Source organism: Arthrobacter humicola (assembly GCF_022803015.1).
In the GTDB taxonomy this organism is placed as follows: Bacteria; Actinomycetota; Actinomycetes; order Actinomycetales; family Micrococcaceae; genus Arthrobacter; species Arthrobacter humicola_A.
The window spans coordinates 202,574-225,258 of the sequence record NZ_JAFKON010000002.1 but is presented as its reverse complement, the minus strand read 5'-3'; the positions used below and the strand labels follow the sequence as shown (position 1 = coordinate 225,258).

Here is a 22,685-nt window from a genome sequence, read left to right as displayed (position 1 = left end):
AGATTTTTGGCCGACTGGCCAATCCACAGGCGCCTTAAGGGTTTTAAGCCCATTAACCGCGGTTGTCCCCTTAACTATCCACAGGGTTGTCCACAGGGCCCTGTTAATAAGGTAAGAGTGCGCCGGCCGATGGCTCAGGAATTGCGCTGCTGTTGCTTGATCCGGTTGGTCAGCTCGGTCACCTGGTTGTAGATGACCCGGCGCTCGGCCATGAGTTCGCGGATCTTGCGGTCGGCGTGGATCACGGTGGTGTGGTCGCGGCCGCCCAGCTCCTGTCCGATCTTGGGCAGGGACATGTCTGTCAGCTCCCGGCACAGGTACATCGCGATCTGCCGGGCGGTCACCAGTGTGCGGGTGCGCGACTTGCTGCAGAGTTCTTCCATGCTGAGCTTGAAGTAGTCGGCTGTCTGGGTGAGGATCTGCGCCGAGGTGATTTCCTGGGCACCGTCGTCGGTGATCAGGTCCTTGAGCACCATCTCGGCCAGGGCCACATCCACCGGCTGCCGGTTCAGGCTGGCGAACGCCGTGACACGGATAAGGGCTCCCTCAAGTTCGCGGATGTTGCTGGAAATCTTGGAGGCGATGTATTCGAGCGCATCGTCGGGTGCGGAAAGGCCCTCGCTGAGGGCCTTCTTCCGGAGGATCGCGATGCGGGTCTCGAGTTCGGGCGGCTGGATGTCGGTCAGCAGGCCCCATTCGAAGCGCGACTTCATCCGGTCCTCGAAGCCGGCGAGCAGTTTCGGCGGCTGGTCCGAGGTGATGACCACCTGCTTGTTGTTGTTGTGCAGGGCGTTGAACGTGTGGAAGAACTCCTCCAGCGTCCGGTCCTTGCCGGCCAGGAACTGGATGTCGTCGATCAGCAGCACATCCACGTTGCGGTACGTGGTCTTGAAGCTGGTGCCTTCATCGTCGCGGATGGAGTTGATGAAGTCGTTGGTGAATTCCTCGGAATTGACGTAGCGGACCCGGATCCCGCTGTAGAGCCGGCGCGCGTAGTGGCCGATCGCGTGAAGCAGGTGGGTCTTGCCGAGTCCGGAGTCGCCGTAGATGAACAGCGGGTTGTAGGCCTTTGCCGGCGCCTCGGCTACTGCCACGGCGGCTGCGTGGGCGAACCGGTTGGAGGAACCGATCACGAAGGTGTCGAAGACGTACTTCGGGTTCAGCCGGCCGAATTCGTGCGAGGTGCTCGGCAGCATCGGCTGCGGCTTCAACTCCACGGTCGGGTCGGCGGCCAGGGAAAGTTCGACGGCGGGTTCGGGTTCTGTGTGCAGCGGCACCAGATCCGTGTCGACGTCGATCGCGCAGCGGATTTCGTCGGAGAACACGCTGCGGAGCGCGTCGTCAAGGGCTTCCTTGACCTGGGTCTGCAGCACTTCGCGGGTGAGCTCATTCGGAACTGCCACCAGCAGGGTGGAACCGATGAGCCCCTGCGCTTGGGCGAGGATGACGAAGCCGCGCTGCCGGGGAGAGACACGGTGGTCGTTCTCCAGGAGGCTCACTACCCGCCGCCAGGAACTTCCGACAGTGTTGGCTTGGTTGGCTTCGTCTACTGTCATCAATCAGTTCCTCAAACTTGCTGGCCTGCATTACGTGCATCCACGCGGTCCGGAGCTGTCCACCGGCCGGCTCAATCCACAGGGTTATGCACAGTCCGTGGATAAGGGGTTACTGAGACACTGTAGGGGATGAAAACGCCAGAAGATAGCTGGGTTCAGTCCTGTGGATAATTACACCGTTGTGGTTCTGAAATGGGGCGCGTGACGCACTTCATCCACAGGCTGCGGGAGCAGTTAGCCACAGCTGGGGATAGCCTGCGGAGCGGTCCCCGGTTTGACTCGGGAGGTTGGCAAGCCCTAACGTTGTGAAGTCCCATGTGTACGCTTTTCGCCTCATCTGCATCTTTCCTGACGCCCCGCGTCGTGTGAGATACGAGGGAAGCGGCACATACCAAAACTTAGCGTCGGCCAGTTCTTCCCCTTGATCGGGTGGGCGCACCTTTGATCCACTGGAGTAACTAACGTGAGCAAGCGGACTTTTCAGCCGAATAACCGCCGTCGAGCCAAGAAGCACGGCTTCCGCCTTCGTATGCGTACCCGTGCCGGCCGTGCCATCCTGGCAGCCCGTCGTGGCAAGGGCCGCACCGAACTGTCGGCCTAAATAACTGACTCGTCGGTCCATATCCCTGTGCGAGTTGAACGGTGCTAGCCACCAGGAACCGTCTGCGGACATCAACCGATTTTTCAACAACTGTACGTTCCGGTGTCCGCAATGGACGCCGGAACGTAGTGTTATATGCGGCAGCTCTCGCTGCCGATGAACCAAGCCGGATCGGATTCATCGTTTCCAAGAGTGTCGGGAACGCTGTTGTCAGGAACCTCGTTAAGAGGAGACTGAGAGAAGCCGGTGCTTTGTCGTTGCAGAAATACGGCAGCGGGTTCGCCATTGTGGTCCGGGCCCTGCCCGCCGCGGCGGGAGCCAGCTGGGACCAGCTGCTCGCCGACTATGACGCCGCTTTGGAGACGACCATGAAAAGGCTGGGCAACCGCCTTTCGCAGGCTGCTTCACGAGGTTCTAACGAGACGACACAGGAAGGGACCCCGCGTGCGTAACTCAACTGCCGCCGACGTCCCTCCTGCAAAATCCGCAGCAGCATGGTTGGCCCGGGCAGTCTGGAACTTGCCGCGCAATGTCCTCATCCTGTTGCTCCTGGCGTACCGCAAGGTGATCTCACCGCTCTACGGCCAGGTATGCCGCTTTTTCCCCAGCTGCTCGGCCTATGCCCTTGAAGCGATCACCGTCCACGGCGCGGTGAAAGGAAGCTGGCTCGCAGCGAGGCGCCTGTTGCGCTGCCATCCATGGAATCCCGGCGGTGTGGACCATGTCCCCGCCGGGCATCGGGAATGGCCGGCGGGCCGCACCCCCACAATTGTTGTGCTGAACAATCCGGATATCTACCTGGCTGCTCAGCCTGATGGAGAAGGCCGCTCTGCGGCCTGACGAATAGGGAATCGTATGGACATCTTTGAAACAATTTTGGCCCCGTTCAAATGGCTGGTCTCAGCCATCATGGTCGGCTTCCATGACGGACTCAGCGCCATCGGCATGTCGGCGGCCAGCGGCTGGACCTGGACCCTGGCCATCATCGGGCTGGTGCTGGTCATCCGCGCCGCCCTGATTCCCGTCTTCGTCAAGCAGATCAAGGCCCAGCGCGGGATGCAGCTGCTGCAGCCGGACCTGAAGAAAATGCAGGACAAGTACAAGGGCAAGACGGACCAGCTCTCCCGCCAGGCCATGGCGCAGGAACAGATGGCGCTGTACAAGAAGCACGGCACCAACCCGTTCTCCGCCTGCCTGCCCATGCTGATCCAGATGCCCTTCTTCTTCGCGCTCTTCCAGGTGCTCTCCGGCATCAGCTCGGCCAAATCCAGCGGGCATGGCATCGGCGCGATGAGCGCCGAACAGGTCAAGCAGTTCGATGAATCCACCATCTTCGGTGCCCCGCTCTCCGCCTCCCTGCTCCACGGCGGCGGCGGGAACCAGATGTCGGTATGGATCCTCTCCATCGTGATGATCCTGGCCATGACGGCCTCGCAGTTCATCACGCAAAAGCAGATTATGGCCAAGAACATGTCCGAAGAGGCCCTGGCCAGCCCGTTCATGCGCCAGCAGAAAATGATGCTCTACATCCTGCCGGTCGTCTTCGGTGTGGGCGGTATTAACTTCCCCATCGGCGTCCTGATCTACTGGACCACCACAAACCTGTGGACCATGGGACAGCAGTTCTTCGTGATCCGCCGGATGCCTACGCCGGGATCTCCGGCGGCCAAGGCTCTCGCCGAGCGCCGGGCAGCCAAGGGCCTGCCCGCCCTGCCCCTTTTGGGCGGCAAGAAGGTCGACGCCGAGGCAGCCGAAGCCTCCGCCGCGGCCGCCGTCGAAGCCAAGACCCAGCGCGTCCAGCCGCAACGTAAGAACAGGAAGAGGAAGTAATGTCCGCCGAGAGCACCGAACACGCTATTTCCGCCGAGTTTGACGAGGACCGGGACGACGCCCTGAGCGCGGCCGACGACTCGCCACAGGGTGCGGACGCCGGCACCGGCAAGAGTGTTTCCGCCAGCCGCCTCGAAGAAGAAGGCGACGTCGCTGCGGACTACCTCGAGGAACTGCTGGATATAGCGGACATTGATGGCGACATCGACATCGAGGTCCGCAACGGCCGCACGTACATCTCGATCGTCGCCGAAGAGGAAGCCGCCGGGCTGGACAGCCTGGTGGGCCGTGACGGCGAAGTCCTTGAGGCCCTCCAGGAGCTCACGCGGCTCGCGGTCCTCTCCGCGACGGAGAACCGCTCCCGGCTGGTGCTGGATATCAACGGCTACCGTGCCGAGCGTGCCGGCGACCTGCAGAAGATCGCTGAAGACGCCGTCGCTGCTGTGAAGGATTCCGGTGAGGCAGTTGCCCTGGCTCCGATGAGCGCCTACGAGCGCAAGATCGTGCACGACGCCGTCGCTGATTTGGGACTCGTGAGCGAGTCCGAAGGCGAAGGCGCCGACCGGCACATCGTTGTCTCCGCAGACTGAACCGTTGACTAGCTTGATGGTTGAAATTACCGCCCCGGAACTCAAGGCAGCAGAGTCCATCTTCGGCGACCGCCTGGAACTGGCGAAACGCTATGTCGAGCACCTGGCGACGTCCGGGACCGAACGGGGCCTGATCGGGCCCCGCGAGGTGCCCCGGCTTTGGAGCCGGCACGTGCTTAACTGCGCCGTCATCGAGAGCCAGATTGCCCATGGAAGCCATGTCGCCGACGTCGGCAGCGGCGCCGGCCTGCCTGGCCTGTGCCTGGCCATTGCGCGGCCGGATCTGGAACTGACGCTGATCGAACCACTGGAGCGCCGCGTCATCTGGCTCCAGGAGGTAGTGGATGATCTTGGCCTCGAGAACGTCACGATCATGCGCACCCGCGCGGAACTCGCAGTGGGACTCGTGAACGCCGACGTCGTGACTGCCCGCGCCGTATCCGCGCTTTCCAATCTCGCCGGGCTGACCATTCCGCTCCTGGCCGGCAAGGGCGAAGTCGTCGCCATCAAGGGACGCAGCGCCGGCGAGGAAATCGAAAAAGCCGCCAAGGTTATCCGCAAACTGGGCGGCATTCAGACGTCCGTGGTGGTGGTGGGCGAAGACCTGCTTGAGGAACCCACCACCGTTGTGCGAATCGTAGTGAACAAGCCTCAAAAGATTACCTAGCACCGGCCCCGGTGCCCGGGGAGTCTGAGGGGAAGAGGTTAGGCTAGTAACCGGCAGTAAGAGCCGAATGAGAGTGAGCGTGTCATAGTGAGCAGTAGCGAAGCCTCCACACAACGGATCCCGCCGTTTGTGTCCCTGGGGTCCGCACGGGCGTTTACGGCTCCTGCAGTAGCTTTCGACTACTCCGGAAATCACACGGCTTCGGTTGCGAAGACGACCGGGATGGCCGGTGTTTCACGTGAAACATCCCTTCCGCACACGGGGAACGTGCTGGATTCCATCGATGATTCCAGTCCCATCGCCCGCGAACTCGCGCACGAAAACAAGCGCCGCGAGCGGTTGCTCGGCCGGCAGCTCCCCAAACCGGAGAAAACCCGGATCTTCACCGTTTCCAACCAGAAGGGCGGCGTCGGCAAGACCACGACGACCGTGAACATCGCCGCCGCGCTGGCGGCCGCTGGCCTGAACGTGCTCGTCATCGACATCGATCCCCAGGGCAACGCTTCCACCGCCCTGGGAATCGAGCACCACGCCGATGTCGACAGCATCTACGATGTGCTGATCAATGATGTCCCGCTGAAGGACGTCGTGGCCCCGTGCCCCGACATCGACAACCTGATCTGTGCGCCCGCCACCATCCACCTTGCCGGTGCCGAAATTGAACTCGTTAGCCTGGTGGCCCGCGAGCAGCGGTTGCGCCGCGCAATCGATGTGTACTCCAAGGAGCGCGCCAAGAATGGCGAGGAGCGGCTGGACTACATCTTCATCGACTGCCCGCCGAGCCTCGGGCTCCTGACGGTAAATGCGTTCTGTGCGGCAGGCGAAGTCCTTATCCCGATCCAGTGCGAGTACTACGCCCTCGAAGGCCTCAGCCAGCTCCTGAAGAACATCGAGATGATCCAGAAGCACCTGAACGCTGACCTGGTTGTTTCCACTATTTTGCTGACCATGTATGACGGCCGCACCAACCTCGCCGCCCAGGTGGCAGCCGAGGTCCGGGAGCACTTCCCGAAGCAGGTGCTCGGCGCTGTGGTGCCGAGGTCGGTCCGTATTTCCGAGGCGCCGAGCTACCAGCAAACTGTCATGACGTATGATCCTTCTTCCAGCGGTGCCCTGTCCTACCTGGAAGCCGCCGCGGAAATCGCGGAACGTTAGAATCTTTCAAGAATTGCACTAACCAGAGCCAGGTGAATCCCGGCTCTTCCACTGGAGGGATTTATCCATGAGCGATAAGCGACGCGGCCTCGGCCGTGGACTTGGCGCACTCATTCCAAGTTCCGCCGCGGCAAACGCCTCCGGAAACGGCGCTGCCCCATCCCGGCCCGTGGACCTCTTCTTCCCTGAAGCCCGAAAAAAGACCTCCGACGCCGAGCCGCACCCGGACGCCACTGCCGCACGGGACAAGGAGCCGAAGTCCACACCGTTCAAGGCCGACGATTCCGCTGATCTCACGGTTGACACCACTGAAACCGGCAGCGCTGCTGCCGCCGTCACCAAGAAAGCTCCCGCCCGAAAGTCGGCTGCTTCCAAGCCGGCCCCCGCTGCTGCCAAGGCGACTGCGTCCGACGCCGGCGAACAGCTGACGTTTGATTCCTCGCCCGAGCACGGCGACGAGGGTACTGTTGACCTCGTCGAGGTGCCCGGCGTCAGGTTTGCCGAAATCCCGGTTACTGACATCCACCCCAACCGCAAGCAACCCCGCTCGGTCTTCGATGAAGATGACATGGCGGAGCTGGTGCACTCCGTGCGGGAAATTGGCGTCCTCCAGCCAATTGTGGTCCGTACCTCAACCGAAGAGGGTGGCGAACCCTATGAGCTCGTCATGGGTGAGCGACGATGGCGTGCAGTACAGGCCGCGGGCCTGGAAACTATCCCGGCGATTGTCCGTGACACCACCGATGACGACCTCCTTCGCGACGCGCTGCTGGAGAACCTGCACCGCAGCCAGCTGAATCCGCTCGAAGAGGCGGCGGCCTACCAGCAGCTGCTCGAGGACTTCGGCACCACGCACGAGCAGCTGGCGGACCGGATCGGGCGTTCGCGGCCCCAGGTTTCCAACACCCTGCGCCTGCTGAAGCTGCCCCCGCTGGTGCAGCGCCGGGTCGCGGCAAATGTCATCTCCGCAGGGCATGCCCGAGCACTCCTGGCACTTCCTGACGCCGCGGCCATGGAACGCCTGGCGCAGAAGATTGTTTCAGAGGGCATGTCGGTCCGAGCGACCGAAGAAGCCGTGACCCTGTATCAGAGCCCCGCCTCGCCGGCCAAGAACAACATCCCGCGGGCGGGAGCGCGCCACGAGCGACTGGACTACCTGGCGTCGTCGCTGTCTGACCGCCTCGATACTAATGTCAAGATTTCGCTTGGTGCCCGCAAGGGGCGTGTCAGCATTGAGTTCGCCAGCGTTGAGGACCTGAACCGCATCATGGATGTCCTCACGCCGGGAGCGCCAAGCTAGGTCGCGACTCGCTGAGTTCTCCGGGAGGGTCTGTTTCACGTGAAACAGACCCTCCCTTTTTTATCTCTACCGATGCTGCCGGTGCCGGCCAATTCGGTGCCGGCGGATTCGGTGGTGTCGGGTTCGGCGCTGTCGTGTTCGCGGCTGCGGGCGTTCGCCACTGTTTACGAGTACGGAGCTGCGACACCGGTGGCGCCGAGAACCTCCGGGTAACTCTCTCGCTTTCGTCCTGGCCCGGGGCTCTCGAGGGTTGCGGCTGCGGGCGTGGGACCGACGCAGTGCCGTAGTCTTCTGTAGAAATTGTCAGTCTCGGCACTGCTTCGGCGAGACCGAGGGACACGTGCGGAACGACGGGCTGGTACTGGGCAGGCGGTATCCCAGACTGGGACGGAGCTTCCTGCTGAGTATCCTGTTGTGGAGTCGATGGATTTCCGGTGGCCGTACCGTCCACTCTGTTGCGCTTCGTCGGTGGAGCTTCTGATTCCATGGAACGGCTACGCCGAGAGAATTGGCGGCTGTACATACAGTTCTCCTTTATGCGGAAGGGGCCCCTCCCTGTCGATGCCGCTGCGATCGCGCTTTTCAGCGACAGCCATCTTCGCCACCTTCCAGAGCTCAATGAACAGCTGAGATGGAGTGGTCCATCAATGTTTCACGTGAAACGGGGCCGCGAATCTGCGCCTTGCCCCATCGAACGCCTTGCTGGCTGGTCGCCCAGGTGAGGACGCAAAAGGGCAGAAGAATCCGGCCACCGGCTGGAGACCGATGCGCTGTCGTCACTCCGGCAGCTGGACTGCGTCCCCGTCCATGGTCATGGCAATGCCGGTGGACTGGGATGCCGAGCGAATGCCGTCGTTTCGACCAAGGGTCCACCGTCTGCGTCATGACGGTTCAGCCTCCCCTTGAAGGGGGTCGGCCCGCAGCTATGGCCCACCTTTTCCTGGCGGCCGGGCCGGCCGCGGGTGCGCTATGCGACCACATTCATCCATGCCGGTGCGAAGCAGGGGAAGCGACTCACTACGGCGCGGCTGCTGCTTGGCGGCGGTGCAAGCTCGCCGCAGCCACAGCCGAACCTCGGAGCGACTGTTGTACCGTTGCCAGTCTCTGCGGGGTCACCCGCTCCTGTGCGCCGCTGAAAGTGCCATACGGCGCCGCTGCTGCGTTGTGTGGCCGCGTGGTTGACTGAGGGAAGGCGAAGCCGACTGGAGCGCAGCTGAAGCCTTGCACGCCTTGAGATGCCCTGATGCGGCACTGTCCGCTCCTGGCAGAGGCCCGCGGCACTCTCCCGCTGCTTAGGATCACGGGCCGTGAAGGCACCCTCCGTGAAGGAAAATTGAAGTGGGTGAACCCTGAGTTCGTGCAGAGGCCGGCAAGCTGGTCAGCTACGTGCTTCGTCGGGTTCGGCGATGGATTTGTAGGCCGTTCCGGTGGTTACGGTTGAAGCCGGTGTCCGACACGCGCCTCGAAACGGACCCTGGACAGAGGTATCGATGCGGGCGTGGACGAAGGTCGGGACAAGGGCGACGGTGCAGACCTTGACGCCGAGCTTGGCGTGCAGATCGGGACGAGGGCGACGGTGGAGGCCGGACGCCGACCTTGGCGCGGGAATGGACGCGGGCCGTGATAGGGAGGGTGATCTGGCGTCGGTGCCGCAGAAAGTAGGTGGTCTCGATCGCGCGGCAGAGGCCTCTTGTGGGACTGTGACAGCGGAAGCTGACCGGAGTTGCCTCCCTTTTGCGGATGTCTGCGTCCTTCGACTCCCCCGCCGGTTTGCTGTTCACCCCCCTTTCACTGGGTTGCCCCCGCGTCCTAGGTTCGGCATTCAGTACTGATTGTGCCCGTCAGTTTGCCGGGACCCGGGCAACCGGAACCGGGGCCCTGACACGCATCCTCCCCACCCCGGTATCCGGGTGCCATGACCGCCAACGTACTGCTGCAGTCCCGTCGCCGCATCCAGCCGTAACCATGCGCCATGTGGCATGCCGGTGTGCGAGGCATGCCTGATCTCCCTGAGGGCCCCGGCGGGCGTGCTGTTCCTGTCGCATTCTTCAGCTTCCTCCGGCGAGCGGACGCCTTATCCAATGGCCGAGATGGCCCTGTGTGGGGCTTTCCCGGCACCCCGGACACGGCACCCCTCATCCGGAATCGCGCACCGGACACCTGGGGCCCCCCACACTTTGCCGCTGCCGGCGCCTGCCGGCTTGCCGGTACCCGCTTGATGAGAGTGCAGCGCAGGTCCTGTACTGCTGCACATCGGCTGACCCTGCTGCAGAGTGGTTGGAAGGAGTCCTCCAGCAGGAGCTCAGGCCACGCGACGCACCCGCGAGAAGGGAAGCGGAGCCCACGTGAAGTAGGGCCGGGGTCGTACCGATCAGTCCCAGGCGTCAATCACGCCTTCCCTGCGGATTCAGCCTGGCCGGAACTGTCGGGGTGGTTCTTGTGTGGGCATCCAGCCGACACCAGAGGGAAGCTGCCGAGCTGCTGCATGTCCAACTACACGGCTACCCGGGCCGGGTCCGCTCCCCCGGACCAGCGTGTTTCGGGCGGCCAGGTTCGTCGCCCCCGGGCATCAGGGCGCAGTTGCCTTTAGGATCCAATCCGCTGACCGCGCCGGACCCGTAAGTTGGTGCAGCAACCGGAGGGATTCAAACCGCAAAGAAGGGAAGGCAGACATCCGGGCCAGTCTGATTGGGTTCGGGACTTGTGCTTGCGCGTGTCAACTGTGCCGGCACGACCGGGCCGACCGCTTTTTGCAGTCCGGCGGCTCCCTCATGCGAATCCCCAAGTTGACCGGCAATGCTTCAGTCGGAACAGGACCAGTGCTGTCCCAATGCAAACAACGCATGGCAAACACACGGTCGACGAGCCTCTTCGTGTCTGCATCGGCCAACGGACACAGCGGGCCCGCGGACCGGCGTGCAAAGATGATCGGCCAGACAGGCCCTGCGAGGGCGTGAGGCCCGCCAAGGTCTCCGAGCTCAGAGTATGTAAGCTGCCCGGCAAAGCCCGTCGATTGAGCGGGTGCCGTCGTCGGATCTTGGCCCGGCAAAACGATCCCCTGGACGTGTGACGGGAGGGTTCCTTGGGCCAGTGGCTCCGCTCCCCTGGTTCTCTTGAGGTCCGCCTGGCGCTGTGGGACAAGCTGGCTTCGGGCGGCGCGTCGGGCGATGCAATGGCACGCTGGCGGTCTCGGCGCGCGACGGGTTTGGTTCGCCCCACATGGATTTGCAGTTCCCGGCCGCCTTGGTATGACACGTCCGGAGAGCACTTCACCGCAGGTCAAAGGTGCATCCAGGTGGGATTCGTGTGGCCGTTTCCGGCTCGGATTTTAGCCAGCGGCCGGTGGATGGGGCGGTGGATAGAGCGGTGGATATTGCTGTGGATAACTTTGTGGATTAGTGACTGATTGCAGCCCGTTCGTGTCGCCAGATTCTTGGGCGAGCTGTTGTCGTGACAACGGCCCTGAACATCCTTTCAGGGTTCCCAGTCCGTTTCACGTGAAACATGATCATGGTGTGCAGCGACGATGGTCGAAGCATTCGCAAAGATCTACTAAATCGACGTTCTATGGTTAATTTTTCGGCGCTATACGCTCTCCGCCGTGATTGCGAGTCGGAGTTCTTAATCGGGGTCCAGGACATGTCTCTGGGACGGTGGGTGGCTGGTCAGACAGCCAGTTCGGAGGGGCGACCGCCCTCGGCGGCCCACTAGGAAAGGGCATGTGAATAATCTCTCAGCACCTGTGGATAACAGTGTGAATAACTTCTGTGGAGAAACTCGTGGATATCGAGTGAGCTCCGGATTCTGTGGCCGCTGGACGGGCCGGGAATGCGCTTGTATCGGCCGCCGCTGACCTTCGCCTAGCGCCCAGGATGCCGGTCGTGAAGGCTCGTGTATTGACAGTCGGAAGGCATGCACGGTGTCACCATGAGTGTGGCGATTTGCGGACAGATGCCGAGGTCTCGAAGCACATCCATAAAGGGCAGCGGCGGTTGCGGCGCCTGCAGGGGCGGGGGCAGGTTCGTGGCTGGACCTGGGTGTCCTTGGTCTGGCCGCCATGGAGTCGAACCTGCTGCGCCGCGACTGGCAGGGCAGGGGTCCCAACCTTGATGAGAACAAGCCTTCATGAGAACAGGCGCGCGATCTTCTTGTTCCGCGAATATCGAATTGGCCCACCTCGGGGATACAGGAGCCGGCTCAATCCGCTCCCCTCTAGAGCGGAATAGGGGCGCCCGGCTGCAGCCAGCACAGGAGTTTGGGCAAGCTTAATGTAGCTTGAGTGGTGCCTGAGACCGAAGCGGCCCGGGGCGGAGAGCGTGGGCATTGTTCAGCTGGGAGATGATCATGCCGCGCGCCGAACGGGGATGGTGTTTGATGAACCGATCAGCCCACGAACTGTGAACAGGCACTGCGCGTTTGACCCTGGCAGCCGCCGGAGGGTCCATGGACAGGAACCCTGGGGAAGACGAGCGGAGCCTCGGGCAAGGCGAATTGGACGCGGACCGGAGGCGCAGAGACGCAGAGGAGCAACTGTTGAGACGCGCCATGAATTGAATATAGTGGGGGCCTAACCGGTGGAATCGCTTCAGGGCCGGGCCCTGTGTTTGGTCGGTTGCCCCATGGAAAGCAGGTCCGGTCCGTGCGTCCTACGCCACGCAGAGTGCGGGAACTGCGCCGGCGGTAACGGCGGCGGGGCGTGTTCATTCGCTGACTGACTGCCGCAGCGATCCGAAATTGTTCGTCGGTTCGCTCTAAAATCAGACAACATAGGCCCTTGGTCGTAGGCGTGGGGCAGAGCGCACATGAGCACTCTGCCCCACGCTCCGGCCTGAGCTCAAGCAAGTTCCCCGCCCGTTCTGGGGCGTACGGCGCGCCGCTTCATAGGCACCCAGGTTCGCATGTCCACACACGCGGCGGCTCGCAGAGGCCTGAAGGGGCTGGCGGCGGTTCCCCCATCGTGGGCTACGGACGTGAATCTGGGTCTGCCTCGCTGGAGACTTTTACTGGTCTGCTGACATGTTTCACGTGAAACCGAGCGTTCTGGAGATGCCGGGACGGGGTGGGATCCGGTGGTCTGCGCGAAATCCCGTCTGTTGTGCGGAACTGTGGTCGCAGCCGGCGGTGCCGCATCGAGCGTTGGGCGAGGAATGTTGGCGTCCACGGGCACGGGCCACCGTCCTTGGGGCCGCTCGGCCAACGTTGTGCCTGGCCCTTCCAGCAGGGAGGCGCAGACCATCGAGCGCATCTTTGCGTCCGTCACACCGGCCCCAATTCACGTGGAAATGGGTAAGCTGAGCCGACGGCCCCATTGGTTTATCTAAGAGACAACTATCATTTCGTCCTCATTTGCGATTTATGGTTCGGACCAAGGGCGTTTCACGTGAAACATTGGTGCGGCGCCGGTGGGTGGAAGTATTCGGCGCTCTCGTGATGAGCCTTCCAGTTTCACGTGAAACGTCGGGAGCCCGGAGGTTGGCGGGAAAATTCGGCAGCCTGCGACGTACACACCTGTTTCACGTGAAACAGTGTCTGAACCGGCCGGCCGCTGGCTACGGCCGGTAATGACGAGTGAACCCTGATCGCCTTTCGCGGTAAACGTGGACGAATAGGTGTCGTTGTGACAGCCAAGCGCAGTCGTGGTCATCAGTCGCCTAGTCGACTATTTCGCCGCGGAACCGGATAGCCCCCAGACCCCTCCCCGAACCCGTGGCGGACGACCAGGAGTAGTCACGGGGTGTTGCGCTGACAGGCGGGCGTTGGTCCGTCCCGATCTCGGCGCAGCAGCGGGGGTTATTGCGCAGCCCTAACGGCAGTATCGGCGGATGCCTTCCCGTCAGAAGACCAAGCTCCTGGTGTGAATGCGACCTCCACCCTCGACTCCCCCGCGACGGGTAAAGAGTGTATGGAGTGTACTTGGCGGCCGGGCTCATCCCGAAAGCCCCTCACCGTCCCTGCGAGAATTGGATGTTTCACGTAAAACATCATTGTGCGACGTTTCGTATGGCGCTTCGGTGGAATATGGGCGACAGTCTCGTTGGTGATCACAAAGGCAACGGAAATCGAGTGGGTGTTCTAACCGGAAGCCGTTCTATCAAGCGCAGGTACACACCGCAGCAACTGCTAAGTGGGTTGTCGCGATCACCATGTTTCACGTGAAACAAGGCGGTGGTGTCCCCTGCGCAACGGCCAAACACCTTCCGTGCGTGTCAGCACGAATAGCAGTTCGCCGGCCGAATGATGGCCCATTCCACAAGCCGGCAGCAGCCAAGAGAATTGTCAGCCAGCAGGCAAAAAACAATGCCGATAGACAGCCACCCAAGGTTGCAACAACGGTTACGGCAGATCTATGGTGTGTCCGCCTAGTCCTACTCCCGACCGATGGCCTTGGAGCACAACAAAAAAGTGGCCCCCGCCAGAAGCGCGGGCCACTCTCGGTCGGCCTAGGACAGGACGTCCGCAAATTCCTTCTCGAAGAACTGCTTGGGCCGGGCGCCGATCACGGTGCCCTTGACCTCGCCGCCCTGGAACAGGTAGACGGCAGGGATGGAGGTGATGCCGTACTCGGCAGCGATGGCCGGGTTGTCGTCAACGTTCACCTTGACCACGTCAACCTTCTCGCTGTACTCGACGGAAATCTCGTCAAGAATCGGACCCAGCTTGCGGCAGGGGCCGCACCATTCGGCCCAGAAATCGACAATGACGGGCTTCTCGGAGGCCAGTACATCAGTACTGAAGCTGGCGTCCGTTACGTCTTTTGCGTTGCTCATAACCTTTGTCTCTCTTCCGTTGGTTGCTGCGCGCCGATTAGGCGTGGAAATCTGCGAGGTAGTGCTCGACGTCGAGGGCCGCCACACATCCGGAACCGGAGGCGGTGATGGCCTGGCGGTAGGTCGGATCAATGACGTCGCCGGCAGCGAAGACGCCCTGGACGCTGGTCTTCGAGGTGCGGCCGTCCACGGCGATGGTTCCCTCTGCGGTCAGCTCGAGTTTGCCCTTAACCAGATCGGTGCGGGGATCGTTTCCGATTGCCACGAACACTCCGGTTACGGCCAGTTCGGATTCCGTGCCGTCCACCAGGTTCTTCAACCGCAATGCGGTGACTTTGTCCTGTCCCAACACGTCTTCCACACCGGTGTTCCACACAAAGTTGATCTTCTCGTGGGCCAAGGCGCGGTCAGCCATGATCTTTGAAGCGCGGAGGGCATCGCGGCGGTGGACCACCGTGACGGACTTGGCGAACTTGGTGAGGAACAGGGCCTCTTCCATGGCGGAGTCGCCGCCGCCGATAACGGCAATGTCCTGATCCTTGAAGAAGAAACCGTCGCAGGTTGCACACCAGCTCACACCGTGGCCCGAAAGCCTCTTCTCGTTCTGCAAGCCGAGCTCGCGGTAGGCCGAGCCGGTGGAAAGAATGATAGAACGGGCCTTAAAGGTCTCCCCCGTGCCGATGGTGACCGTCTTGACGTCGCCGTCGAGGTCCAAATCGGTGACGTCCTCAAACTGGATCTCCGTGCCGAAACGGGCGGCCTGCTTCTCGAAGTTCTCCATCAGGTCCGGGCCCATGATGCCGTCGGGGAACCCTGGGTAGTTCTCCACGTCCGTAGTATTCATCAGTTCGCCGCCGGCCGTAACCGAGCCTGCCAGGAGCAGCGGCTTCAGGTTCGCGCGCGCCGTGTACACCGCTGCGGTGTAGCCCGCCGGGCCGGAGCCGACGATGATGACATCACGTACTTCGGAGGCAGTGTTTTCTGCGTTGCTCACTGAACGGTGAACCTCTTCCTTTGTCGATGCGCCCGCCTCGATGGCCGGCCACATGGCACAACTATTGCCGGGCATTGAATATTCCGGCCGAAATGGGCGTCACGGAGCAACACCACTACTCAGGGTACCGGTTTGCCGGGGCCGGGGCCGGAGACGACCCAGGATTACCGGCCCGCCGGCGGGCACGACCGCCGCCGCACGACCGCAGCCTTAGAGCGCAGCCGCGGCCTTACAGCGCAGCTGCAGAGCCCTACGCCGCAGCCTTACAGCGCAACGGCGGCCGCGCAGGGCCGCTACTGGACTTTGATTTCGGCCAGGCGCAGGCCGTACCCATAGCGGGTCTTGGGTGCGGCCAGCTTCGGAAGCTTCTTGATGGACACGATCACGTACTGCGCCGTGACGGGTTCAGACAGCGGCATGGTCAGGTCCGGTGACGTAAAGCTGTTGCTGCCAATCTGCTTTGCACCGTCCAGGGTCGGCTTGTCATTGGTGAAGACGCTGATGTTGCCCCCGGAGGCCCCCAACTGGCTCAGAGTGACTGAGGAGACCTTGGAAGGGTCCTTCAGCTTGACCACGAGCGGAACTTCGGAGGCGAGTCCGCCCCAGTCGTCCGTCGCGAATTCCATGTCTGACCAGAAGCTCGCGCCGTTCCCGTCAAAGGTCTTGACGAGGTCGGAGTCGTAATTTCCGGCGAAATCGAAGTTGCCGAGTCGCGTCACGTCTTCGATGACGGGCGGTCCGGCCGCCGGCGCCTCGGTGGCGGTCGACGACGGCTGCGCGGTGGACGGTTCCGGTGCGCTGGAGGAGGCGGAGGTTGCGGCGTTGGTCTGCGGGCTGCTCTTGAAGAGGCTGCCAAGGTTGGTGACCGCGAAGATCAGGCCCACCACCAGCACGGCAGCCAGGAGCCCGCCCACCAGCCAGCGCATGGAACGCGGCTCCCGGTTGGGCTCGTCCTCGTCTTCGTACTCGTACTCGTCTTCATCCTGGTCGACGGCGGCACGGGCGGAGGCGGGGAAGTTGCCCGGAGCCCGATCCGCGGAGTCGAAGCCGGCAGCAGCCACTCCGGCAGCCGTGGCTGCGCCGCCGTGGTGCTCTCCGCCGTGCTGATCGTCACCGGTGTAGTCGTCGTCGGACCACAAGGAAACTTTTGGTGCCGAGGCGGTTGCCGGCTGCTGCGCTGCCGGTTCGGCCTGGCGGGGCGCGCCGCCGTTCTGGACGGGCTGCGGCGCCGTTGAATGCGCGGCCGTCTCCTGCGGTGCGGTTGTGGGGGCTTTGGGTGCCCTGGCGGCCGCCCCGGCTGCTGCCGCGACGCCTGCCGCGGCAGCAGGAGCGGCCGCGGGCCGCGACGGTACTCCCGCGGGGGGCGCCGCCGGGGAAACCGGCGGCTGTGCGTTTGCGCCCTGGGCCTGGCCATAGTTGATGTACCCGGCGTCGACTTCCTCGTCGTCGTAAAGCCCGTCGTAGGTTTCGGGTTCGTGGGAGCGGGCCTGCCCAAAGATCTCGCTGCCCAGCGTGTCCGTGAAGAAGGGTTCGACGTACGGCGGGTTGGAAGAGACTACAAGATCCAGCAGATCCGCCGCCGAGGTGTGGTTGGTGATCAGGTACGTGGTGGCATCGCTGACGCCAAGATCGAGGATCTGCACGTTGCCGGGGCGTTCGCCCGTGGCCACTTCACGGGCGCTCTGGGCCACCTGATCGGCGTTGCCCGGGCCTGCGACGAGGATGCTCACGGGGCGGTTGAGCACCTGGTCCACACCGTCCAGCACCAGATCCTGGTCATGTGAGGTCAGTACGGTGGCAGTGACCTTGTAGCGGCCACCGAGTACTGATCCGACATCGATCGGGTGGGACACGGGCTCCTCCTAGACTGTCCGGGACCTGCCGACGTGGTCACTCCGAGAGCGACCGTGTGCCCTCCGGTAAGCCGGTTGACCGCTGGTCCGCAACTTCCCTTGTTAGTCTTCGATCCTAGCCGATGCTCTGTCCAGGCCGCGTGAGCACGGCAGTTCGAAACGGAGCCGGGATCATTTTTTCTTTTTCCCGCCAAACGGGAAGTAGGGGTTGTGGCCGGCCGGGCCCTGGTAGGTGCGGCGGCCCGGCAAGGGAACATCGCCCTTGCCCAAGCCGCCCTGCGCGGTGCTGGGGAGGTCTTCTGCCGGCAGGTAACCGCCCTCCGGGCCCGCGGGACGGCCGTAAGGGAACGAGTCCTCTTCCCGGATGTCGGGACCGGCACGGAACGACTCGGCGTCGAACTCGCCGGAAATTCGCGGAATCAGGCCCGTATCCACCGAGACGGTGGCCCGCTCCGGTGCCCTCCGGACCTCCGCCGCGCCGCCTGCCTGCGGCCCCGTGCCGGGCCCTGCGGCGGCCCTGCGCCGGAGCCGCCCAAGGAGCGGCGCCAGGAGGTCCTGCAGCTCGGTGACCCGGAAGAGCTTCAGCAGCAGGAAATAGGCGGCCAGCATGACGGGACCGACGACGACGATTGTCACCAGGGCGGCGATCCGGTCGCTCCAGGCGTAGCCGTCCGGGTTGTAGCTGCCCAGCAGCCACAACGCCACAGCTCCGGCGAGGGCGGAACCCAGGGCCGCATACCCCATGCGGATGTAGGAGCTGGCGATGCGGGGCCCGTCGAGGTGGCCCAGGAGCCGGCGCAGGAAGGTCGCGCTGACTATCACGGAGAGGATATTGCCGGCCGTGTAGAGGATCGCGATGGCGAAAATGATCTGATCGAACGGCAGGAACTGGATCGCGAACGCGGCCGCCAGGTTGACCAGCGCCAGGACCAACTGGATGAAGAACGGCGTCCGGGCGTCCTCATTGGCGTAGAACACCCGCGACATCATGAAGTTGGCGCTCATGAACGGGGTGCTGAGGGCCAGGATCGTGAGGGTTTGGGCCAGCATGACGCCGTCCTGGCGCTGCCCGCCCGAGAAGAACATGCCCAGCGGTCCGGCCAGCGCAAAGAGCGCCAGCGCGCCGAAAACGGTTGCCACGGCCATGGTCCGCAGCCCGTGGGAGAGCGCGTTTCGCAGGGCGGCCCGGTCTCCGTCCTGGGACGCCCGGGTCATCCGGTTGAACAGCACGGTGGCCAGGGACAGGGCAATGATGGAGTGCGGCAGCAGGTACAGCTGGCTGGCCACCTCCAGCACCGCGTTGCCCGGAATGTTGCCGGCCGCGGCGGTGTCCCCCGCCTGCTGAAGGCGGAGCCGTTCCGCGCCCGGGATCGTCGCGATGCGCATGACGTAAAGGAAGGCGAACTGCCCGACGGCGGCCGTCGCCAGGGTCCAGACGCTCAGCTTCGCGGCATGGCCCAGACCGACCCCGCGCCAGCCGAAGCGCGGCCGCAGCCCGAGCCGGAGCCTGAACACGGGGATGAGCAGCACGGCGGTCTGGGTGGCGACGCCTATTGTGGAGAACCCGGCGACGAGGATGGTCTGGAACGGGCCCCAGTTGTCGATCGTGTGCGGGTTGGTGGCGTTGGCCCCCATGATGCCGATGAACATGCCCAGCCCGGCGATCGCCACGACGTTGTTGATGATTGGCGCCCACATCGCGGGTCCAAAGGCCCCATGGGCGTTGAGGACCTGGGTCAGCAGGGCGTACAGGCCGTAGAAGAAGATCTGCGGAAGGCACCAGAACGCGAACGACACCGCGAGGGCCTTCTGCTGCGGCGAGTAGCCCTGGGTGGTCAGCTGAATGACTGACGGCGCCAGCAGCGTGACCAGCAGCGTGAGAACGAGCAGCACCAGCACCGCCAGCGTCAGCAGCCGGCTGATGTAGTCCGCTCCCTTGTCCGGCGCCTTGCTGGCTTTGATGATCTGCGGCACCAGAACAGCATTGAACACCCCGCCGGCCACCAGCAGGAAGATCAGGTTGGGAAGGTTGTTGGCGTTGATGAAAGTGTCGTTGACCGTCGAGCCCAGGCCCAGGGCGGCGGCCAGCATCCAGGTCTTGGCGAAGCCCAGGAAACGCGAAACGAGGGTTCCGGCGGCCATGACGGCGCTGGAACGGGCTTCTCCGGATTGGGCTGCTTTGGAATCGGCGGGGCCGGAGGGTACGGGGGCGGGTTTGGCTGATGACATCGTCTTCATCGTCTCACCCGCGCGGGGCATTAGTCGCTATCCGTGGACGTGACCGGCCGCACCGGCGGCCTTCAGCGGTCTTCCGGCAGGACTTCTTTGGCCAGATCCGCGATGCGGCGTTCGTTGGGGAAGGACAACTTGCGCGCCAGCTCCTGGATCGGAACCCACGCCACGTCCACGGCTTCCTTGTCCGGATCGTTTTCGATGGTGAGTTCCCCGCCGGTGGCCCGCAACAGGTAGTGGTGCACGGTCTTGTGGACGCGGTGCCCGCTCACGGTGAACCAGTAGTCGATGCTTCCCAGCGGTGCCAGGATCTTGCCTTCGATCCCGGTTTCCTCGGCGATCTCGCGGACCGCGGCTTCCTCGTTGCTTTCCTTGCCTTCCGGGTGGCCCTTCGGCAGGCACCACTCGAGACGTCCGCCGCGGTTAAGGCGCGCGATGATCGCTACCCGCAGGTCGGCGTCGGACATGTCCACCACGACGCCGCCGGCGGAGATTTCCTCCACGGTGGGCAGGGAGGCCTGGCCCGTGTGCTGGACAGGCGCGACGTTGGCACCGATTGCCGACGGCAACGGTGCGTTTGTCCTCCTGCCGGGAGCGCTCGGTACGGGATGGGCCATGAGGTCCACTCTAACGACTCTTGCCCGCTGTTGATGACCTAAACATGGCCGGAAAGTAGACGGCCGGGAAAGTCGGCCCTGAGCGGTTCGTGCGCAATCGTGACGAACCCGCCGGATCCTTGTGGGTTCCGGTGTGGTGCTGGCGCGGTTTTCTGACAAGCTTAAGTAACTATGGCGCACGCACATCACAAGACTGACTCCCACACCGTTTCTTTCCAGGTGGATCCGGTGGTTCTGGAGCTCGGGCAGCGCTTCGTTGACGCCGGCCATGAGCTGTCCCTCGTGGGCGGGCCCGTCCGTGACCTTTTTCTTGGCAGGGTCTCGCCCGACCTGGACTTCACCACTGACGCCACTCCGGACCAGACGGTTGCCCTGATCAAGAAATGGGCGGACAACTACTGGGAGATCGGGCGAGCCTTCGGCACCATCGGCATGCGCAAGGGCGACTTCCAGATCGAAATCACCACCTACAGGGCCGACGCCTACGATCCGGAGTCCCGCAAGCCGATAGTGGCTTTCGGAACATCCCTGACGGATGACCTGCTGCGGCGGGACTTCACGATCAACGCCATGGCCCTGCGGTTGCCCATGCTGGAGCTCGTCGATCCTTTCGGCGGCGTCCGCGACCTGCACGCCTCGATCCTCAACACGCCCGGGCCGCCGGAAACGTCCTTCTCCGACGACCCCCTGCGCATGATGCGCGCCGCGAGGTTCGCGGCGCAACTGGGGGTGTCGCTGCACGCCGACGTCCGCGAGGCCATGGTCCGGATGGCGGAACGGATCAGCATCATCTCGGCCGAACGCGTGCGAGATGAACTGATCAAGCTCATCTGCGCCGCGCAGCCGCGGGCCGGGGTGGACCTGCTGGTCGATACCGGACTCGCGGACCTGGTCCTTCCGGAAGTCTCGGCCTTGCGCCTGGAATCCGATGAACACCACCGCCACAAGGACGTCTACCAGCACTCGCTGCAGGTCCTGGAACAGGCTGCAGCGCTGGAGTCGAAGGCGGACGGCCCGGTTCCGGGCCCGGACTTTGTGTTGCGGTTCGCGGCCCTCATGCACGACGTCGGCAAGCCGGCCACGCGCCGCTTTGAACCGGGCGGCGCAGTGAGCTTCCGCCACCACGACATGGTGGGCGCCAAGCTGACCGCCAAGCGCATGAAGGCGCTGCGCTTCGACAACGACACCATCAAGGCCGTGGCCAGGCTGGTGGAGCTGCACATGCGCTTCTACGGCTACGGTGAGGCCGGCTGGAGCGATTCCGCGGTCCGCCGCTACATCACCGACGCCGGTCCCCTCCTGGAGCGCCTGCACCGGCTCACCCGCTCCGACGTCACCACCCGGAACCAGCGCAAGGCGGACCGGCTGTCCTTCGCCTACGACGACCTCGAGGACAGGATTGCGGCGCTGCGGGAGCAGGAGTCCCTCGACGCCGTCCGCCCGGACCTGGACGGCGGCCAGATTATGGCGCTGCTTGGCCTCAAGCCCGGTCCCGTGGTGGGCCGCGCCTACAAATTCCTGTTGGAAGAACGCATGGAGCACGGCCCGCTCGATCCCGCCGTCGCCGAATCCCGCCTGCGGGACTGGTGGGCGGCACAGCCCGAGGCGGCGCCCGCCGGCGCCGAACTTTCCACCACTGAGGAGTCCTAAGTGATCGCACCATCCAACGGCCCCCGCCCCCAACTGTGGATCCTGCGGCACGGTGAAACAGAGTGGTCTAAGAGCGGGCAGTACACCGGTCTCACGGACATGCCCCTCACGGTGGAAGGCGAGCAGCAGGCCGTGGAGGCGCGCAGGGTGCTCGAGACCGTCGACTTCGACCTCGTGCTGACCTCACCCCTGCGCCGCGCCCGCCGGACCGCCGAACTCGCCGGCTACCCCGACGCCCAGTTGGAGCCGCTGGCGGTGGAATGGGACTACGGCGACTATGAGGGCATCAGCTCGGACCTCATCCGCAAGGACAACCCCGAATACCTGATCTGGACGCACGGCGTGCCCAATGGTGAAGCGCTCGACGACGTCGCCGCCCGCGCGGACAAGATCGTGGCCCGGGTGCTCGAATCGGGCCTGGACAATGTGCTGATCGTCGCGCACGGGCATTTCTCCCGCATCCTGACCGCCCGGTGGCTCGGGTTGGACCCCCGCGAGGGCCGGCATTTCGTATTGGGGACCGCCAAAGTCTGCACACTGGGATGGGATAAGAAGACACCGGCAATCGTGCGCTGGGGACTCTAAAACCGGTTTTTAAAACAAAGTCAAAGAAAGTTTATGAATTCGGTAGGCAACGGCCGTATTCGTAGTGTATTTTTATTTCTGACCCCAAGGCGACTTGCCGGGGTCACGGCGCGCGTCGCCCGGCCAGTCAGCCGGAGCCACGGCAGAACAGAAAAGGAGGTTGGGAAAATGATGATTACTTTGACTAGCGGATGGATGTACTCCACCACCGCCAACCCGGCCTCGTTCGCTGAGCCGCGCCCAAATGTCGGACTGACTGTTTCCTGACCGCGTTCCCGTCCCAGGCAA

General features: G+C 63.6%; 16 protein-coding genes. 10 read left to right on the top strand and 6 right to left on the bottom strand.

Annotated elements, in window-relative coordinates:
• Positions 1–134: 134 nt before the first annotated feature.
• A complete protein-coding gene (gene dnaA, locus ARTB_RS05975) occupies positions 135–1,556 on the bottom strand; it encodes a chromosomal replication initiator protein DnaA (RefSeq protein WP_018775671.1) in 1,422 nt (473 codons plus the stop codon).
• Positions 1,557–2,019: 463 nt separating this feature from the next.
• Here dnaA and rpmH point away from each other — a divergent pair, with 463 nt between their 5' ends.
• From rpmH to ARTB_RS05935, 8 genes are all read left to right on the top strand, one after another.
• Positions 2,020–2,157 (top strand): 50S ribosomal protein L34, encoded by a 138-nt coding sequence (rpmH, locus tag ARTB_RS05970; RefSeq protein WP_003800212.1) that lies wholly within the window; start codon positions 2,020–2,022, stop codon positions 2,155–2,157.
• A 41-nt stretch (positions 2,158–2,198) separates the two neighbouring features.
• Positions 2,199–2,609, top strand: a complete 411-nt coding sequence (rnpA, locus tag ARTB_RS05965; protein ID WP_028275301.1) for a ribonuclease P protein component — start codon at positions 2,199–2,201, stop codon at positions 2,607–2,609.
• Positions 2,602–2,997 (top strand): membrane protein insertion efficiency factor YidD, encoded by a 396-nt coding sequence (gene yidD, locus ARTB_RS05960; RefSeq protein WP_439954087.1) that lies wholly within the window; start codon positions 2,602–2,604, stop codon positions 2,995–2,997. Before rnpA ends, yidD begins: the two co-directional genes overlap by 8 nt.
• A gap of 15 nt (positions 2,998–3,012) precedes the next feature.
• A complete protein-coding gene (gene yidC, locus ARTB_RS05955) occupies positions 3,013–3,987 on the top strand; it encodes a membrane protein insertase YidC (RefSeq protein WP_243178152.1) in 975 nt (324 codons plus the stop codon).
• Positions 3,987–4,577, top strand: coding sequence for a Jag family protein (locus ARTB_RS05950; protein WP_243178151.1), 591 nt, complete (start codon positions 3,987–3,989; stop codon positions 4,575–4,577). Before yidC ends, ARTB_RS05950 begins: the two co-directional genes overlap by 1 nt.
• Before the next feature lie 16 nt (positions 4,578–4,593).
• Entirely contained in the window at positions 4,594–5,244 is a 651-nt protein-coding gene (rsmG, locus tag ARTB_RS05945) for a 16S rRNA (guanine(527)-N(7))-methyltransferase RsmG (protein ID WP_018775676.1), read from the top strand.
• A gap of 87 nt (positions 5,245–5,331) precedes the next feature.
• Positions 5,332–6,399: a ParA family protein gene (locus tag ARTB_RS05940; RefSeq protein ID WP_275450894.1), complete on the top strand. Its 1,068-nt coding sequence runs from the start codon at positions 5,332–5,334 to the stop codon at positions 6,397–6,399.
• Positions 6,400–6,466: 67 nt separating this feature from the next.
• Entirely contained in the window at positions 6,467–7,699 is a 1,233-nt protein-coding gene (locus ARTB_RS05935; RefSeq protein ID WP_243178149.1) for a ParB/RepB/Spo0J family partition protein, read from the top strand.
• Between the two features lie 6,440 nt (positions 7,700–14,139).
• On the opposite strand, the gene trxA is transcribed toward ARTB_RS05935, so the two are convergent.
• The 5 genes from trxA to ARTB_RS05910 all read right to left on the bottom strand — a co-directional run bounded on the left by trxA (position 14,140) and on the right by ARTB_RS05910 (position 20,162).
• Positions 14,140–14,466: a thioredoxin gene (trxA, locus tag ARTB_RS05930; RefSeq protein WP_028277979.1), complete on the bottom strand. Its 327-nt coding sequence runs from the start codon at positions 14,464–14,466 to the stop codon at positions 14,140–14,142.
• A gap of 37 nt (positions 14,467–14,503) precedes the next feature.
• Positions 14,504–15,460: a thioredoxin-disulfide reductase gene (trxB, locus tag ARTB_RS05925; protein ID WP_243178148.1), complete on the bottom strand. Its 957-nt coding sequence runs from the start codon at positions 15,458–15,460 to the stop codon at positions 14,504–14,506.
• A 293-nt stretch (positions 15,461–15,753) separates the two neighbouring features.
• The gene (locus ARTB_RS05920; RefSeq protein WP_243178147.1) at positions 15,754–17,313 is read right to left on the bottom strand and encodes an ABC transporter substrate-binding protein; all 1,560 of its coding nucleotides are present in this window, start codon (positions 17,311–17,313) and stop codon (positions 15,754–15,756) included.
• Between the two features lie 171 nt (positions 17,314–17,484).
• A complete protein-coding gene (gene murJ / locus ARTB_RS05915; RefSeq protein WP_243178146.1) occupies positions 17,485–19,551 on the bottom strand; it encodes a murein biosynthesis integral membrane protein MurJ in 2,067 nt (688 codons plus the stop codon).
• A 62-nt stretch (positions 19,552–19,613) separates the two neighbouring features.
• Positions 19,614–20,162: an NUDIX hydrolase gene (locus tag ARTB_RS05910; RefSeq protein WP_243178145.1), complete on the bottom strand. Its 549-nt coding sequence runs from the start codon at positions 20,160–20,162 to the stop codon at positions 19,614–19,616.
• 171 nt (positions 20,163–20,333) lie between these two features.
• Between ARTB_RS05910 and ARTB_RS05905 the strand changes: the two genes are divergently transcribed.
• The gene (locus ARTB_RS05905) at positions 20,334–21,812 is read left to right on the top strand and encodes a CCA tRNA nucleotidyltransferase (RefSeq protein WP_243178144.1); all 1,479 of its coding nucleotides are present in this window, start codon (positions 20,334–20,336) and stop codon (positions 21,810–21,812) included.
• On the top strand, positions 21,813–22,397 hold the full coding sequence (locus ARTB_RS05900) for a histidine phosphatase family protein (RefSeq protein ID WP_028277661.1): 585 nt from the start codon (positions 21,813–21,815) through the stop codon (positions 22,395–22,397).
• Positions 22,398–22,685: the final 288 nt, after the last annotated feature.

Excerpts from the sequence above, each read along its gene's own strand:
- dnaA (WP_018775671.1), bottom strand. The coding sequence starts at position 1,556 with ATGACAGTAGACGAAGCCAACCAAGCCAACACTGTCGGAAGTTCCTGG.
- yidC (WP_243178152.1), top strand. The coding sequence starts at position 3,013 with ATGGACATCTTTGAAACAATTTTGGCCCCGTTCAAATGGCTGGTCTCA.
- ARTB_RS05950 (WP_243178151.1), top strand. The coding sequence starts at position 3,987 with ATGTCCGCCGAGAGCACCGAACACGCTATTTCCGCCGAGTTTGACGAG.
- rsmG (WP_018775676.1), top strand. The coding sequence starts at position 4,594 with ATGGTTGAAATTACCGCCCCGGAACTCAAGGCAGCAGAGTCCATCTTC.
- ARTB_RS05935 (WP_243178149.1), top strand. The coding sequence starts at position 6,467 with ATGAGCGATAAGCGACGCGGCCTCGGCCGTGGACTTGGCGCACTCATT.
- trxA (WP_028277979.1), bottom strand. The coding sequence starts at position 14,466 with ATGAGCAACGCAAAAGACGTAACGGACGCCAGCTTCAGTACTGATGTA.
- murJ (WP_243178146.1), bottom strand. The coding sequence starts at position 19,551 with ATGAAGACGATGTCATCAGCCAAACCCGCCCCCGTACCCTCCGGCCCC.
- ARTB_RS05910 (WP_243178145.1), bottom strand. The coding sequence starts at position 20,162 with ATGGCCCATCCCGTACCGAGCGCTCCCGGCAGGAGGACAAACGCACCG.
- ARTB_RS05905 (WP_243178144.1), top strand. The coding sequence starts at position 20,334 with ATGGCGCACGCACATCACAAGACTGACTCCCACACCGTTTCTTTCCAG.